The following is a 15,169-nucleotide window of genomic DNA, read 5'->3' as shown; positions in this document are numbered from 1 at the left end:
CCCCGCCGGACGGAACGGAGACGGAACTGCAACCGGGCCCGGACGGGGGTGGGGCGGGCGTGACCCGCGGGGCCTCTGGTGCCCGAACGGGCCGGTCAAGGGGGCGGATCGGCCGCGAGCCGCGTCCCGACGGCGGACGGACGGGTGCCGGGCGCGGCGAACCGGCGGGCGCGGCTGACCGGTGGGCGCACCCGTTCGGCCGGGGCCGGGTTCAGCGCAGGTTGCTCAGCGCAGGCCGCTCAGCGCAGGTCGAAGACCAGCCGGGCGGAGACCTTGCCACCCAGCACCTCGTCGAAGCAGGCGTTCACCTCCTCCAAGCGGCGGGGCTCAAGGATGACGCGGGTGCGGCCGAGGGCGTGCAGCCGGAAGACCTCGGCGAGGTCCTGGCGGGTGCCGACGATCGAGCCGATCACCTTGGTGCCGTTCAACACGGTTTCGAACACCGGCAGTTCGAGCTTCCCGCCGGCCGGGAGCGCCACCAGCACGAGCGTGCCGCCGCGCCGCAGCGCACCGTAAGCGGCCTGGAAGGAGGCGTTGCTGACGGCGAGGGCGATGGCCGCGTGGGCGCCGCCGAGCCGCTGGACCTCCGCCGCGACGTCCTGGGTGCGCGCGTCGAGGACGTGGTCGGCGCCGAGTTCGCGGGCCAGGGCGAGCTTGTCGTCGGTGACGTCGACCGCGATGGTCTCGGCGCCGAAGATCCGCGCGTACTGGAGCGCGAGGTGGCCGAGCCCGCCGATGCCGGAGACCAGGACGCGGGTGCCCGGGCGGGCGCCGGAGACCTTGAGCGCCTTGTAGGTGGTGACGCCCGCGCAGGACAGCGGCGCGGCGTCGAGCGGGTCGAGGCCGTCCGGGACGGGCACCACGTAGTCGCCGTGCGCCAGCGCGTACTCGGCGTAGGCGCCGTCCACCGAGTAGCCGCTGTTGTGCTGCTGGAGGCAGAGCGTCTCCCAGCCGGAGACGCACTGGTCGCAGCGCCCGCAGGCGTCGGCCAGCCAGGGGATGGCGACCCGTTCGCCGACCCGCACGTTGCGCACCTCCCCGCCGACCGCCTCGACGATCCCCACGCCCTCGTGGCCGGGCACGAACGGCGGGCTCGGCTTGACCGGCCAGTCGCCGTGGGCGGCGTGGATGTCGGTGTGGCAGAGGCCGGACGCCTCGATCCTGACCCTGACCTGGTGCGGCGCGGGCTCGGGGACGGGGCGGTCCTCGATGACCAGCGGCGCGGTGAAGTCGTGGACGACGGCGGCCTTCATGCGCTCTCCCTCGGTCGGTGGTGATGCTGCTGGCGGCTGGGCGCAGCCGTCAGCAGCATCACTCGACGGGGTGAGTGCCGCAGCCCGGACTACTCCGGACGAGTGAAGGTCAGCCGGCTGCCACCGGCATCGACATGTAGACGGCGCGCTTGCCGTAGCAGGACGGCACCGTCACCTCGCGGTGGGCGCGGTAGCCGAGCAGCCGCAGCAGGATGTCGGTGCCGCGGACCGCGACCATGGAGATCCGCTCGAAGCCCTGCTCGGACGCCTGCTCCCGGAAGTGCCGGATGAACCCCAGTGCGACGTCCCGGCCGCGCAGGTCCTCGGCGATCACCAGGTCGTGCACGTGCAGGTTGTCCGACGCGAACACCGCCTCCTCCGGCCGGTCGAGGTCCGGGCAGCGCAGCGGTGGGTACGGCAGGCTCAGCAGGTAGCCGCGGACGGCGCCGTCCTGCTCCAGCACGAAGCAGGTCCGCGGCGAGGCGAGGGCGCGGGACTGCAGTGCCTCCCGGCCCTCCGACAGTCCGTCGGCCGCGTAGGCGTCGTGCTCCAGGGCGACCACGGCATCCCAGTCGCCCTCGGCCAGGAGCCGGATCCGGAGGTCCTCGCTCACCCGGCCGCAACCTCCGAGGCGGTGCCGAGCCCCTCCGCGCGGGAGGCGGCCACCAGCGACGCCCACGCTCCCATCAGCACCGCCCAGCGCTCGGCGTCCTCCTGCGCCTCGTCCAGGAGCTGCTGGCGCTGCTCGGCCACCGCGTCCGCGAGCTCGGCGTACTTGCCGCCAAGCTTGCGGTAGGAGCGGTCCAGGACGTCCAGGCAGTACTCGTTCCCGGCCCGGTCCCAGTCGACGCTGCCCCGCACCAGGTCGAGGATCGGCTCGACCTTCAGCCCGTGCCGCTCGTCCAGCAGCCCGCGGCCGAGGTCGATCATCCCGCCGTAGACCGGGTACAGGTACAGCATCGACAGCAGGAACTTGACGAACCGCATCTGGTAGGAGATGAAGCCGGCGCCGATGCGGCGTTCGGGCGTGTAGTAGTTGACGATGTGGCGGTTGTGGACGACGCCGGGCAGCCGGGAGTGGACCATGGCGTGCAGCAGGGCGTAGTCGCTGCCGATGGTCTTGACCGAGGGCAGCAGCGGCAGCACCTCGTAGGCCCGGTGGTCCAGCGCGATGTTGCACATGTAGACGTCCCAGATGTCGGGCACGCCGAGGACGGATTCGTCGGTGGTGAACGGCTCGGAGCCGGCGCCCTTGAACGAGACGTCCACCATCGCGTCCCGGTCCTCCTCCGGCCACACCGGCGGGGTCCACAGGCGCACCACGTCGCGGTAGATGTCCGGGTCCAACTCGTGGATCTCGCTGATGTCCACGTTGAGTTCGCCGATGAAGGAGCCGCTGACCAGCATCACCGGCTTGTCCGCGTCGGCCGGGTCGAGCTCGGAGCGGGTCACACCGGCCGCCGCCTCGCCGGCCGGTCGGCCGATCGAGAGCAGCTCGTGGTGGATCGGGAAGATCTTCCGACCGTCGACGACCTGGAAGTCGGCGTCGTCGTTGCGCAGGTGCGCCGAGGTGCAGCCCAGGGCGGCCGCGCCCAGGAAGAGCCGGTTGACGCAGGAGCCGTACGCGACGGCCGGCGGGAGCATCATGTCGAGCAGCAGTTCCGGGTCGGCGGCGCCGGAGCGCTCGGCCACCCGGCGCAGGAACTCCCGCTGCTGCGCGTTGCCGAGGTGGTGGACGACCACGCCGGGGGTGGGCTCCAGGGCGGCCACGGCGCCCGCGTTCTCCGCGAACTGGGCGGCGTCGGTGGTGTCGAGGATGAGGAGGTGCACCTCGACGTCGAAGTTCGCGACGGCGTAGGCCGCCTCCTCGGCGAGTTCCACGATGGTGTCGGGGCAGGATCGCATGGTGGGCAGGGCGAGGCAGACTCGTTGCATAACGGTGGAATCTCCGTCGGTTCGTCAGAATCGTGGCGGTGATGACGGTATGAGTGCTTTTCGCGCACCACCGTGGACTAGACCAGTTCCGAAGTCAACGATTGACAGAGCGGCTGCGGCGGGGTGGAATGCGCCCCCGCCCGACGGCTTTCCGGAGCCTCTCGGGCTTCCTTCCGGGCAGGGTGGAGCGCGGGTCCGGCGGCACGCGGTGCGGGCCTCCGGGTCCGTACGCGAGGACGAATTCCCGTCACAGATCCGAACGGGCGCGCGAGCACGGGTGGTTCATTGCCGTGCATTGCGCCGTTGGGGTCAATCCGGAGGGCGAACCTGCCGATACCCGCAACGACGTCCGTTCGCCGCCTGGAGGAGACCGCATGTCCGACCTGTGGCTGCCCGGTGCCGAGATCCACGACCTCGGCGACCACGCGCCGACCGACCAGCAGTACCCCCCGAGAGCCATCGCCCACATCACCTGGGACCGCAACGCGACCGCCGCCGCGCCGCAGGACTGGTGCACCTACGAGGACCTGGTGAACTACTTCACCGGCAGCGGCGCCGGCGACGCGCCGCACCTGGTCTGGGACCCGTTCAGCGGCCGGATCGCCCAGTTGTTCCCGGCCGACTCCCGCTCGAAGAGCCTGCTCAGCCCGACGACGAGCCCGACCCGCACCAACCGGGCCGGGCGCGTGGTGATCCAGATCGAGGCGGTGTTCTTCCCCTACTGCACCTACCAGGGCACCGTGTACCCGCGGCTGGTCGACACCCCGTGCGCGGGCTGGGACCGGATCCACGCCTGGATCGCCTCCTGGGGCGTGCCCGACGTGTGGCCGATGGGCCGGCCGGTCGACTTCACCAGCGACCGCGACGAGCAGGTGTGGGAGGCCAGCGGCGGCTGGTACGCGCACGCCCACGTCCCGTTCAACGACCACACCGACCCCGGCTCCTGGCCCGACTTCACGGCCGGCCCCGGCACCCCGATCCCCTCGCCCTCGCAGCACCCCCCGGCGGACCCGACCCCGGCCCGGTACCAGACCACCATCAACGGCCTCCCGTACGGCTACGGCGCCCAGGGCTACCAGGTCACCGTGGTCGGCCGGGGGCTCGTCGCCCAGGGCTTCGGCGCCCACTACCGCTCCGGCCCCGGGCCGAACTGGAGCGACGCGGACACCGAGAACTACGCGGACTACCAGCGGAGTCTGGGCTACTCCGGCCAGGCGGCGGACGGCGTGCCGGGGGAGAGCTCGCTGCGGCGGCTGCTCGGCTACCTGCCCGGTCCCCGGACGGTGTCGCTCGCGCACGTCGTGGCGGCGGCCCGGACCGACCCCGGCGCCGAACAGGGGCACCGGACGTACGGCGCCGAGGTGGCGATCGTCGAGCAGGCCCTGGCGGACGAGGGGCTGCTCGAACAGCGCTGGGTGGACGGCTCGTTCGGCAGCCTGACGGTCACCGCCTACGCCGGGTGGCAGCGCCGGTGCGGGTACGCCGACGCCGCCGCGGACGGGATCCCGGGGCAGGACTCGCTGCACCGGCTGGGCGCGGCGCAGGGCTTCGCCGTCACGGACTGACCGGGGCCCGTCCGTACCGGGGCATGGCGGAGGGGGGAATGCCCGGCTCGGCGGCGGGCGTTGTCCACCGCGTGACCAGCGCTGCGCCCATGACCAGGCTCTCCGTCCTCGACCGCTCCCGGACCAGACGGGGCGAGGAGCCGGCGCAGGCGTTGCGGGACACGGTGGCCTTCGCCCGCGAGGCCGAGCGGCTCGGGTACCACCGCTTCTGGGTCTCCGAGCACCACGGCGTGCCCGGGGTGGCGGGATCGGCGCCGACGGTGCTCGCCGCGGCGGTGGCGGCGGCCACCACCCGGATCCGGGTCGGCACGGGCGGGGTGATGCTGCCCAACCACCAGCCCATGGTGGTGGCCGAGCAGTTCGGGGTGCTCGCCTCGCTCTTCCCCGGCCGGATCGACATGGGGCTCGGCCGCTCGGTCGGGTTCACCGACGGCGTGCGGCGGGCGCTGGGCCGGGAGAAGGACTCCGCGGACGACTTCGGCGCCCAGCTGGCCGAACTGCTCGGCTACTTCGACGGCTCGCAGCAGGCCCACCCCGGCGTCCACGCCCGCCCGGCCGAGGGCCTGCGGGTGCCGGCCTTCGTCCTGGCCACCGGTGCGGGCGCCGACCTGGCGGCCGACGCCGGGCTGCCGCTGGTCATCGCCGCCGTCCGGGGAGAGGAACGGATGCTCGCGGCGATCGACCGCTACCGCAGCCGGTTCCGCCCCTCGGCGCAGGCCGCCGAGCCGTACGTGGTGGTCTCGGGCACGGTCGCGGTCGCCGGGAGCGCCGACCGGGCGCGGGAACTGCTCGTTCCGGAGGCGTGGTCCGGCGCGTACTCCCGCACCCACGGCGAGTTCCCGCCGCTGGCGCCCGCCACCGAGATCCTGGCCCTGCCGATGAGCCCGCGCGAGCAGGCCGCCTACGAGCAGTCGCTGAAGGGCCACATCGCGGACACCCCGGAGCGGGCCGTCGCCGAACTCGCCGCCCTGGTGGCGCGCAGCGGCGCGGACGAGTTCCTGGTCACCACCAGCACCTACGACCGCGCCGCCCTCCTCGACTCCTACCGGCTGCTCGCCGAGGCGGTCGGCCAGGCCTGAGGCCGCCGGCCGGGGCCGAGGCGGGTGGGCCAGCCCTGCGGCGCCGCCTTGCTCGGCCCGTCGACCTCCGAGCTCAGCCCGCGTCGACCTCCGACATCCCGAGCCGGGCGTACACCTCGGGCCGCCGCGCCCGCAGCCGCAGCGCGATGGCGACGCCCGTCAGGAACACCACCGGCACGATCGCCACCAGCGGCCAGTTGACCTCCGGTCCGGCATTGGTGAACAGGTCCAGCCGCCACACCACCAGCGCCGTCGCCCCGCACAGCAGCACGGTGGCGGCGACCGGCGCCACGACCGTCCGGAACGCCCCGGCGCTCGCGGCCGCCTCGCGATTGCGACGGAAGAAGGCGTACACGGACAGCCCGGCGAGCGCCTGCAACACCAGGATGCCGACCACGCCGGGGGAGTTCACCCAGAGGAAGAACTGGTTGTACGGGTCGGCCCCGATCAGCGCCGCCACCACGACGGCCACCGCCGCCAGCACCGACTGCGCGATGCCGCCGATCCACGGGGAGCCATGGCGCGGGTGGACCCGGCCGAGCGCGGCCGGGGCGGCCTGCTCGGTGGCGAGGGCGTAGCCGTAGCGGGTGATGGTGTTGTGGAAGGCGAGCAGCGCGGCGAGCAGGCTGGTCACGATCAGCACCCGCTGGAGGTCGGTGGCCCAGGCGCCGACGTAGTCGGTCATCGCGGTGAAGAACATCCCGGCCGGGTCGGCGGTGGCGGTCGCGACGGCCTCGGTGGCGCCGAAGGCCTGCACGATCATCCAGGTGATGAAGGTGTAGAAGAGGCCGAGGAAGGCGATCGCCGCGTAGGTGGCGCGCGGCACCGTCCGCCGTGGTTCGCGGGCCTCCTCGCGGTAGATGGCGGTGGCCTCGAAGCCGATGAACGCGGCGAAGGAGAGCCCGAGCACCCCGCCCATGCCCCCGGAGAACACGTTGTGCGGGGCGAACGAGGACAGGTCGAGCCCGTGCGCGCCGCCGCGCACCAGCACCGCCACGGCGAGCACGAGCAGGATGCCGGTCTCGGCGATCAGCAGCGCGCCGAGCACCTTCGCACCGAGGTCTATCGAGCGGTAGCCGAGGAGCCAGACCACCGCGACGCCGAGCAGCGCCCAGACCGGCCAGGGCAGGTCCAGGCCGAGCAGGTCGGCGGCGGTGGTGTGGGCGAAGAAGCCGAAGGCGCCGTACATGCCGATCTGGATGGCGTTGTACGAGAGCACCGCGAGCAGCGCGGCGCCGAGCCCGGCGGGGCGGCCGAGGCCGCGGGTGACGTAGGCGTAGAACGCGCCGGCGTTGCGGATGTGCGCGGTCATGGTGGTGAAGCCGACCGCGAAGAGGGCCAGGATGACGCCGGTGGCCAGGTAGGCGACGGGCGTGCCGATGCCGCCGAAGGCGATCGCGAACGGTGCCACGCCGGCCATCACGGTCAGCGGTGCGGCGGCGGCCACGACGAAGAAGACGATGTCGCCGGTGCCGAGCACGCCGCCTTCCAGGCGGGCGGGGCCGGTGGAGCCGGCGGTTGCGGTGCCGGGCCCGGTGCTGTCGGGCCCGGTGTCGGGCCCGGCGCGGCCGGTGCCGGGGCCGGTGCGGGGGGAGCCGGGTGCGGTCGGGGAGGCCGCGTCGGAGGGCAGGGTCATGGGGGAGCTCTCCTGGGGTCGTACGGACGAGGGTAGAGCGGTCGGCCGCCGATCGGGTGCGGGCGGTCGACGGGGACCGGACGCCGTGGGGGGCGTTTCGGCGGGCGGGTACGGGGGGCCCGCCCTGGGTCAGTGCGTGCGTCGGCTTCAGTGGGTGCGTCGGCCGCCGAGCCAGGTCCCGGCCACCGGGACGGCGGCCAGCTCGTCGGCCGGCACCGCGTAGGGGTCGGCCGCCAGGTGCACCAGGTCGGCCCGCATCCCGGGCCGCAGCACGCCCCACTCCGCCTCCTCGAAGGCCTGGTGCGCGACACCCGCCGAGTACGCGGCGAGGGCCTCGGTGAGGCCGATCCGCTCCTCGGGCAGCCAGCCGCCGGCCGGCAGGCCGTCCGGGGTCTGCCGGGTGACGGCGGTGGCGAGACCGGCCAGCGGCTCGTACCGGGTGACCGGCCAGTCGCTGCCGAAGGAGACCCGGGCGCCACCGCGCAGCAGCGCGGCGATCTGGTACTGCCGGGCGCCGCGCTCGGGGCCGAGCCGGGGGAGGGTGAGTTCGGTCATCAGCGGGTCGGTCTGGGCCCACAGCGGTTCGAAGTTGGCGATCACGCCGAGTTCGGCGAAGCGGGGCAGGTCGGCCGGGTCGACCAGCTGGACGTGGGCGATCACCGGGCGGCGGGCGCGCAGGCCGTTGCGGCGGGTGGCGGCCTCGACGGCGTCCAGGGCGATCCGGACGCCGTGGTCGCCGATCGCGTGGATGTGCGGCTGGAAGCCGAGCGCGTCGACGGCGGTGACGGCGTCGGCCAGTTCGGCGCCGGTCCAGTTGGCGACGCCGTGGGAGTGCGGGCAGTCGCTGTAGGGCGCCAGCAGGGCGGCCGTCCCGGACTCGACGACGCCGTCGGCGAAGAACTTGACCGCCCGGGCGGTGAGCCGGCCGCGCCCGCCGGCCTCGACCCGCTCCCGGTCGGCGGCCAGGGCGGGGAGCCGTGCGCGCCAGCCGTCCGGTTCGAGCAGCAGGGCGAGCCCGGCCCGGACGGGCAGATCGTGCTCGGCGACGGCGGCGAGCCAGGTGTCGACCTGCGCGGGCTCGATCCAGGCGTCCTGGAGCCAGGTGAGCCCGGCGGCGGCGAGTGCGGCGGTGGTCTCGCGCAGGGCGGCGACCTGTTCGGCGAGCGGGGGCGGCGGGACGAGCGCGAGGACGGGGTTGAGGGCGCCGAACTCGCGCAGGGTGCCGAGCGGGGAGCCGTCCGGGCGGCGGACGATCTCGCCGCCCACGGGGTCGGGCGTGTCCGGCCCGTACCCGGCGCGGCGCAGCGCCTCGCTGTTGGCCCAGCCGGTGTGGTGGTCCATGGTGCGTAGCAGGACGGGCCGGTCGGGGACGGCGGCGTCGAGCAGCCGGGCGTCGAACAGGCCGCCCTCGGCGAGCCACGGATTGACGGCGTCCCCGGTGATCCACTCGGCCTCGGGGTGCCGGGCGGCCCAGGTGCGGACGGCCTCGACGACCTCCTCCAGGCTGGTGCAGTCGCGCACCGGCACGCCGCGCAGCCCGATGGCGCCGAGCAGCGGGTGGAGGTGGCCGTCGCCGAAGGAGGGCAGCAGGGCGCCGCCGGCCAGGTCGACGGTCTCGGTGCGGTCGTCGCGCAGGGCGAGCGCCGGGTCGCCGAGGGCGGTGATCCGTCCGGCGGTGACGGCGAGGGCGTGGGTGGCGGGGTGGGCGGGGTCTCCGGTGTGGATCCGGCCGCCGGTGAAGATCGTGTCGGCACGCATGGGGAGCGTCCTCTCCGGGGCGCGGCAGGTGACGAGGACGACCTGCCTAAACCGAATGGGGTTCGGTTACCGTAGGCGCGGCACCGGCGGGTGCGGAAGAGTTTTATTGAAAGCCATTCAGTAACGCTTGGGTAACGATGATCTTGAGGGTTCTCCGGAGGGCTCTCCGGCCCCTCGCCCTCCCGAAGATCCTCCGGAAGGCTTCCTGAAGGACTCCCCGAGGGCCCCCGAAGGACTCCCCGAAGGACTCCCCGAAAGACGAGGAACCGGCATGGCCAGGCCGCGCACACCCCTGCTGGACCGGCAGCGCATCGTCGACACCGCGTTGCGGCTGGTCGACGAGGCGGGCGACCTCACCATCCCCGGCCTCGCCGGCGCCCTCAAGGTCAGCCCCTCCGCGCTCTACCACCACGTCGCCGGCCGGGCCGAGATCGTCGCCCTGATGCGCGCCGAACTCGTCCGCACCATCGGCGAGCAGTCGATGTGGGACCAGCCCTGGGACGCGGCGCTGCGCACCTGGGCGCACGCCTACCGGGACGCCTTCGCCGAACACCCCGGCATCGTGCGCCTGCTCGCCACCGCCCCGCTCGCCGAACCGTTCATGCACGCGCTGTACGAGCGCGCCGTCGCCACCCTGGAGGGCGCGGGCTTCGCCGCACGGGATGTGATGGGCGTGATCACCGCCCTGGAGAGCTTCATCCTCGGCTCCGCCCTCGACCTGGTCGCCCCGGACGTCATGGTCGACGCCGTCGACCGTGACGCCACCCCGCGCCTGGCCGACGCCCTCGATGCCGTCCCCGCCGGCCGCGAACGCGCCGACCGGGCCTTCGAGCTGGGCCTCACCGCCCTGATCGCGGGTTACCGGGCGCTGCTGCCCTGACCGCCCTCCGTGCCAGGGCTGTCGGGGTCGCCGCGCCGGGGTTGGGTCGCCGCCGTTCCGCCGGGTCCGGTCCCGTTCCTCCCTCCGGTTTCTGAGCAGGCGTGATGACCTGCTAATGTTCTTCTCGTCGGGAGGGAAACAACCTCCCGAACAGGCGTCAGCGGTGCTACCAGAGCACGTCCTACTTTCAGTAGGAAGAGTCCGTGCGACCCGGGCCTGGCGCTCCACCCGAAGGGGCTCGTTCCGTCCAGCGGAACGGGCCCCTTCGTCATGCCCGGGGCTCCTTCGTCATGCCCGAGGGCCCCGGCGGCAGTCGGGCGGCGACCCGGTGGTGTAGACCTGCTCGCCCGGTCCTTCTACCGCATGACGGCGGTCGAAACCCTGCCGTGCGGCCGGTTCTCGGCCAAGCTCCCCTGCCAGGTGGTCGGCGGGTGGCGGTGGACTGCGGGCCGCGACCGTCCCCGGGCCAGCGGGTTCGCCCGGCGGCGATGGCTGACGCCTCGTCATACCTTGGCCGGAAGTGGATGCTACTGATGTGAATATGCCATTGGAATGTTCGTCATATGGAATCCGGCAGTAGCCTTCCGTGTCGAGCCCGCCACTGCTGGTGGCGGCCCGGCCGTGCCGTGCTGCGCCCGGCTGCCCAGACCCCCTCGAAGGAGCCGGTGTGCCGGGTATCGACGAATGCCTCGCCGGAGCGATGTCGATCTCCGGGGCACGCTCCGCGAGCCTGGTCGACTGGAGCAGCGGACTCGCGCTCGGCAGCCTCGGCGAGTGCCCGACCGGCGACCACGAGACCGCGGCCGCCGAGACAACCGACTTGGTACGGGCGGCCGTTGAGAGCCAGACCTTCACCGGGGCGGAGGACCGGCGGTCGCCGTTACAGGACGTCATCGTCACCGCCGGCCGCAGCTACCACCTCATCTGCTTCATCGACACCGTCTTCGACAGCCGCCTCGTCCTCCACCTCTGGCTCGACCGTGCCCAGGGCAACCTCGCCGCCGCCCGCTACCGCCTCCAGGCGCTCGCCGAGGAACTGGTGCTGGGGTGAACGGGACGCCCACCGCGGCCATCGGGTTTCGGCCAGCACGCCGGACGGGCCGCCCCCGCCGCCCGCGCTCCACCGGCCGGTGGCCCGGATGACCGCCGCGCCCGCCGCCGTCCGCCCGCCCGCACCGCCGCAGACCCCCGGCGAGGCCCTCGGCCTGCTCGCCGCCCGCCGCGCCACCGGCGCCCTGCGCGGCCCGCTCGGCAGCCTGCACCTCGTCGACGGCCAGGTGGCCCACGCCGACTCCCCGCGCGCGCCCGGCCTGGCCGAACTGCTCACCGGCTGCGGCCGGATCACCCCCGGGCAGTGGGCGGAACTGCTCCGGCTCCACGGCCCGCGCGCCCGGGTCGGTGAGGCCCTGGTCGAACGGCGGCTGCTCACCCGGGGCGAGCTCGAACTCGGCCACCTGGGCACGCTCTTCGACGCCGCGTTCTTCGTCCTCGCCGACCGGACCGGTGGCGTCTGGCGGTTCGAGCCCGACGCCCGGCACTGGCTGGGCCCGGTGGCCACGGTCGACCCCGGCCGGCTGCGCCGCGAGGTCGAGCGCCGGGGCCGGCTGCTGGAACGGATCTGGCCCTGGCCGCAGCTCGACACCGCGCCGGTTCGCCCGGTGGTGCCGGTCCCACGGCCGTCGAACCGCCCGCCCGGCCGCCGCCGGCGCGAACTGCTGGACCACGCCGACGGCCGAAGAACCCCGGCGGACCTCGCGCGCCTGCTCGGCCGGTCCGGCTTCGGCGTCACGGCGGACGTCCGTCGCCTGGCCGCCGCCGGGCTGCTCGCCGCCCCGCGGCACGCCGCGCCGGCAGTGGCACCGAGCGCTGCGACATCCGTGGCACCCGCGACATCCGTGGCACCCGCGACGCCTGTGGTACCTGGGGCGCCGAGGCCCGCGACGCCCGTCGCGGAAGCCGAGGCGCCGGCCCCCGAGGCGTCGGCCCCCGCCCGCCCGCCGGGAGGCCTGCACCGCCGGGTCCCCGGCGCCACCCTCACCGGCGCCACGCCGTCCGGTCCCGTGGCCCCCACCCACTCCGATCACCCGCCCACCACGGCCACGGCCCACTCGCTGGCCGTCCCCGACCCGGACATCGCGCTGCTGACCCGGGTCCGAACCCTTCTGGAGGCCCGACTTTGAACCACTCTCCACCCGCGACCCCGCCGTCCCGGCCATGAGGCGGGCGCTCAAGCAGCGTGTCGGAAGGAGACAACTGATCGCCTTGGAGACCGAACTGCTCGCCGAGCTCCGCGCCGTCAAGCAGCGCGTCCCGCACCTCGCGGGTGGCCTGGTGGCCAGCGTGGACGGCCTGTTGGTCGCGCACGACACCCACGGGGCGGAACCCTCCGGCCTGGCCGCGATGACGGCGGCCTCGCTGTCGCTGGCCCAGCGGCTCGCCGACACCACCGGCCAGGGCGAGTTCCGCGAGTCGCTGGTGCGCGGCGAGCACGGCTACGTCGCCACCTACGCGGCCGGGGGCAGTTGCGTGCTGGCGCTGCTGGCGCACCCGGACGTCAATGTCGGCCGGCTGCACCTGGAGGCCCGCCGCTCGGCCCAGCGGATCGCCGGGCTGCTCAGCGACAGCCTCCTGCCCAAGGACCCCCGCGACCCGGCCTGACCGGCCTGACCGGTCAGGCCCCCGGCCCGACCGCACCTACCACCCCAGCACACCACCACCGAAAGGGAGTTACCCAGATGACCGACGCAGCCGGCGCGCTCAAGCAGGCCATGACCAGCATCGAGGGCGCCATCGGCGCGGCACTCGTGGACTACAACAGCGGCATGGCGCTCGCCACCCTCGACGGCCCCGGCGGGCTGGACCTCAACGTGGCCGCGGCGGGGAACACGGACGTGGTTCGCGCCAAGATGCGCACCATGGACATGCTCGGCCTACAGGACGGGATCGAGGACATCCTGATCACCCTCAGCAGCCAGTACCACCTGATCCGGCCGCTCGCCGGCCGCACCGGCAAGGGCCTCTTCCTCTACCTGGCGCTGGACAAGGCGCGGGCCAACCTGGCGATGGCCCGCCACCAGCTCACCAGGATCGAGGCCGACCTGGAGGTCTGACAGGCCGGACAGCTTGGACAGGCGGACAGGCCGGAGAGTCCGACCGGACGACGCGTCGGCCCGGCGTCGGCTCAGGCCGCGCCGGGCGCCGTCCACCGGACCTCGCCGCCCGGCAGCGCCGCGCACATCGCCCCCTCCGCGGTCTCCACGCTCCACGGCGCGAGCTGCGCGTGCGGCGGGACGGACAGCGCGCCGCCCTCCGCGAAGGCCAGCTCCAGGCCGCCGGCGAGGGTGATCTCGGCGGTGTCGACGGTCCGGCCGACGAGCGCGAGCAGGGTGCCGGTCGGGCGGATGGTCAGCGCCGGAAAGTAGTGCTCGACCTCCGCCGGGGCGGTGAAGGAGGGCGCGGCGAGGCGGAACTCGTGCGCCACCCGGACGGTCACCGGCCCGTCGAGGGTGAGGTCCAGCCGGTCGCCGCCGCTGACCGACGCCACTCGCCGGCCGGCCAGCGCCTCCGTGATCCCGTGCTGCGTGATCCCGTTCTGCATGGCCCCAGTGTGACCCACCCGACCCGGCCCTGTCCGCCCTGCCCGACAGCCCCGTCCGACCAGCCGGTCCGACCAACCCACCCGGCCGGTCCCCCCCCGACTCGCCCTCCTGAACCCTCCTGAACCCTCCTGAGCTCGCCCGGCCCGCCCGCCGCTACCCGGCGGTGCGTCCGCGCACCAGCTCGGCCGGCCCGCCCGCCCGCTCCCGCGCGGCCAGCGCGGCGGCCGTCCGGGCCCAGGACGGGCCGGTCAGCAGCGCCCGTGCCTCGGCGGGGCCGCAGAGCCGCCACTCCACCAGCTCCTCCTCCGGCAGCGCGATCGAACCGAGCATCCGCTCCGTTACCGTGCCCCCGTCGAACACGGACACCAGCACGGCGGTGTCCCGCCCGGTCGCCGGGTCGGCCTCCGGGTCGGCGGCCGACCCGGGCTGCCAGTCCAGCGCCAGCAGCCGCCCCGGTTCGACCTCCCAGCCGAGTTCCTCGCGGATCTCGCGCCGGACGGCCGCCCGGGGCAGTTCCCGGTCCGCCTCGATCCCGCCGCCCGGCAGCGTCCAGTACGGCACCCGGCCGCGCGGCCCGTCCCACGGCCGCAGCCGGACCAGCAGGACCCGCCCGGCGTCGTCGGTGAACAGGGCCCGGGCTTTGGCCCGGATCCGCGGGCGGGTGGCGATGTAGGTGGCCCGGTCCATCGGCGGCTCGTACCCGGGCCCCGCCGCCGGCCCGCCGGGGGCGGGGCCCAGGGCGGTGACCCCGGCCAGCCCGGTGTACGCGGGCGGCGGTTCGTCCGCCGGCAGGTGGTCGAGGGTGTGCCCCACGGGCCTGCTGTCCTCCAGCTCCAGCGGACCGGCCGACCGCGGCGCCCGCAGGCAGGCCGTGACCCGGCGGGACAGCAGGGGCGGCAGCGCGTGGCCCGCCTGGTCCGGGGTCAGCCAGGCCCAGCCGCCGACCTCCGCCGCGTCCGGCCGGATCGCCGCGGCCTGTTCGGCGGTGAGTGGCTGCGCCCAGTACAGGTACGCGGCGATCGGCGGCCGGAAGTGGTCGAGCGTCCAGTCGACGCAGGCCAGCGGCCCCAGCCGGGGCGTGAACCCGAGTTCCTCCACCACCTCGCGCAGCGCGGTCTCCCGTGGGGACCGGTCCTGCGGCTCCCACCCGCCGCCCGGGATCGCCACCGGATGCTTCCGGTCGTACGGCAACCGCACCACCAGCACCCGCCCCCGCCCGTCCGGGAACAGCACCCCCGCCGCCGCCAGCAACTCCCGCCCGCTCCCGGATGACGCGTCCACCGCTGCTCCCTCCGTCAGGCCCGGTTCGAAGGCCGTGTCCCCCCGACGACTCGGCGGACCCCTTTCATGGTTCCCCCCACGAGCCGTCCTAGGCAGTGTCGTCAAAGGTCAGGCCCACATGAGGAGTGAGGCGAGGGTGGCGGCGGCTTGGTAGGACACGGCGGTCTTGTCGAACCTGGTGGC

At 74.4% G+C, this 15,169-nt stretch carries 14 protein-coding genes; 7 read left to right on the top strand and 7 right to left on the bottom strand.

What is annotated here, in order from left to right:
* Positions 1-239 precede the first annotated feature (239 nt).
* The 3 genes from adhP to AB0O82_RS19500 form a co-directional block, all read right to left on the bottom strand.
* Complete coding sequence (adhP, locus tag AB0O82_RS19510; RefSeq protein ID WP_363585213.1) at positions 240-1,253, bottom strand: alcohol dehydrogenase AdhP; 1,014 nt, start codon at positions 1,251-1,253, stop codon at positions 240-242.
* Between the two features lie 109 nt (positions 1,254-1,362).
* On the bottom strand, positions 1,363-1,866 hold the full coding sequence (locus AB0O82_RS19505) for a GNAT family N-acetyltransferase (protein WP_363585211.1): 504 nt from the start codon (positions 1,864-1,866) through the stop codon (positions 1,363-1,365).
* Positions 1,863-3,188, bottom strand: a complete 1,326-nt coding sequence (locus tag AB0O82_RS19500; protein WP_363585209.1) for a DUF6271 family protein — start codon at positions 3,186-3,188, stop codon at positions 1,863-1,865. Before AB0O82_RS19500 ends, AB0O82_RS19505 begins: the two co-directional genes overlap by 4 nt.
* Before the next feature lie 374 nt (positions 3,189-3,562).
* On the opposite strand from AB0O82_RS19500, the gene AB0O82_RS19495 reads away from it, so the two are divergent.
* Positions 3,563-4,753, top strand: a complete 1,191-nt coding sequence (locus tag AB0O82_RS19495; protein ID WP_363585207.1) for a peptidoglycan-binding protein — start codon at positions 3,563-3,565, stop codon at positions 4,751-4,753.
* A gap of 89 nt (positions 4,754-4,842) precedes the next feature.
* Entirely contained in the window at positions 4,843-5,832 is a 990-nt protein-coding gene (locus AB0O82_RS19490; protein ID WP_363585205.1) for an MsnO8 family LLM class oxidoreductase, read from the top strand.
* A 73-nt stretch (positions 5,833-5,905) separates the two neighbouring features.
* On the opposite strand, the gene AB0O82_RS19485 is transcribed toward AB0O82_RS19490, so the two are convergent.
* Together AB0O82_RS19485 and AB0O82_RS19480 are read right to left on the bottom strand one after the other, a co-directional pair.
* On the bottom strand, positions 5,906-7,468 hold the full coding sequence (locus AB0O82_RS19485) for an APC family permease (RefSeq protein ID WP_363585203.1): 1,563 nt from the start codon (positions 7,466-7,468) through the stop codon (positions 5,906-5,908).
* Between the two features lie 147 nt (positions 7,469-7,615).
* Positions 7,616-9,226 carry an amidohydrolase gene (locus tag AB0O82_RS19480; RefSeq protein ID WP_363585201.1) on the bottom strand — a complete coding sequence of 537 codons (1,611 nt, stop codon included), beginning with the start codon at positions 9,224-9,226 and terminating at the stop codon, positions 7,616-7,618.
* Positions 9,227-9,497: 271 nt separating this feature from the next.
* On the opposite strand from AB0O82_RS19480, the gene AB0O82_RS19475 reads away from it, so the two are divergent.
* From AB0O82_RS19475 to AB0O82_RS19455, 5 genes are all read left to right on the top strand, one after another.
* A complete protein-coding gene (locus AB0O82_RS19475) occupies positions 9,498-10,106 on the top strand; it encodes a TetR/AcrR family transcriptional regulator C-terminal domain-containing protein (RefSeq protein WP_363585199.1) in 609 nt (202 codons plus the stop codon).
* A gap of 667 nt (positions 10,107-10,773) precedes the next feature.
* Positions 10,774-11,157 carry a hypothetical protein gene (locus AB0O82_RS19470; protein ID WP_063350270.1) on the top strand — a complete coding sequence of 128 codons (384 nt, stop codon included), beginning with the start codon at positions 10,774-10,776 and terminating at the stop codon, positions 11,155-11,157.
* An 88-nt stretch (positions 11,158-11,245) separates the two neighbouring features.
* Positions 11,246-12,286 (top strand): hypothetical protein, encoded by a 1,041-nt coding sequence (locus AB0O82_RS19465; RefSeq protein WP_363585197.1) that lies wholly within the window; start codon positions 11,246-11,248, stop codon positions 12,284-12,286.
* An 82-nt stretch (positions 12,287-12,368) separates the two neighbouring features.
* Positions 12,369-12,764: a roadblock/LC7 domain-containing protein gene (locus AB0O82_RS19460; RefSeq protein ID WP_350879110.1), complete on the top strand. Its 396-nt coding sequence runs from the start codon at positions 12,369-12,371 to the stop codon at positions 12,762-12,764.
* Positions 12,765-12,841: 77 nt separating this feature from the next.
* Complete coding sequence (locus tag AB0O82_RS19455; RefSeq protein WP_063350272.1) at positions 12,842-13,216, top strand: hypothetical protein; 375 nt, start codon at positions 12,842-12,844, stop codon at positions 13,214-13,216.
* A 71-nt stretch (positions 13,217-13,287) separates the two neighbouring features.
* On the opposite strand, the gene AB0O82_RS19450 is transcribed toward AB0O82_RS19455, so the two are convergent.
* Positions 13,288-13,704 (bottom strand): DUF6188 family protein, encoded by a 417-nt coding sequence (locus tag AB0O82_RS19450; RefSeq protein ID WP_363585194.1) that lies wholly within the window; start codon positions 13,702-13,704, stop codon positions 13,288-13,290.
* A gap of 154 nt (positions 13,705-13,858) precedes the next feature.
* Entirely contained in the window at positions 13,859-14,986 is a 1,128-nt protein-coding gene (locus tag AB0O82_RS19445) for an NUDIX hydrolase (RefSeq protein ID WP_363585192.1), read from the bottom strand.
* Between the last annotated feature and the right edge of the window lie 183 nt (positions 14,987-15,169).

The organism is Kitasatospora sp. NPDC088264, from assembly GCF_040685715.1.
In the GTDB taxonomy this organism is placed as follows: Bacteria; Actinomycetota; Actinomycetes; order Streptomycetales; family Streptomycetaceae; genus Kitasatospora.
The sequence above is the reverse complement of the archived record's forward strand: the minus strand, read 5'-3'. Positions and strand labels throughout refer to the sequence as shown.

Coding starts and splice junctions, on each gene's coding strand:
- AB0O82_RS19495 (WP_363585207.1), top strand. CDS start 3,563: ATGTCCGACCTGTGGCTGCCCGGTGCCGAGATCCACGACCTCGGCGAC.
- AB0O82_RS19475 (WP_363585199.1), top strand. CDS start 9,498: ATGGCCAGGCCGCGCACACCCCTGCTGGACCGGCAGCGCATCGTCGAC.
- AB0O82_RS19490 (WP_363585205.1), top strand. CDS start 4,843: ATGACCAGGCTCTCCGTCCTCGACCGCTCCCGGACCAGACGGGGCGAG.
- AB0O82_RS19500 (WP_363585209.1), bottom strand. CDS start 3,188: ATGCAACGAGTCTGCCTCGCCCTGCCCACCATGCGATCCTGCCCCGAC.
- AB0O82_RS19485 (WP_363585203.1), bottom strand. CDS start 7,468: ATGACCCTGCCCTCCGACGCGGCCTCCCCGACCGCACCCGGCTCCCCC.
- AB0O82_RS19450 (WP_363585194.1), bottom strand. CDS start 13,704: ATGCAGAACGGGATCACGCAGCACGGGATCACGGAGGCGCTGGCCGGC.
- AB0O82_RS19455 (WP_063350272.1), top strand. CDS start 12,842: ATGACCGACGCAGCCGGCGCGCTCAAGCAGGCCATGACCAGCATCGAG.
- AB0O82_RS19480 (WP_363585201.1), bottom strand. CDS start 9,226: ATGCGTGCCGACACGATCTTCACCGGCGGCCGGATCCACACCGGAGAC.
- AB0O82_RS19465 (WP_363585197.1), top strand. CDS start 11,246: ATGACCGCCGCGCCCGCCGCCGTCCGCCCGCCCGCACCGCCGCAGACC.
- adhP (WP_363585213.1), bottom strand. CDS start 1,253: ATGAAGGCCGCCGTCGTCCACGACTTCACCGCGCCGCTGGTCATCGAG.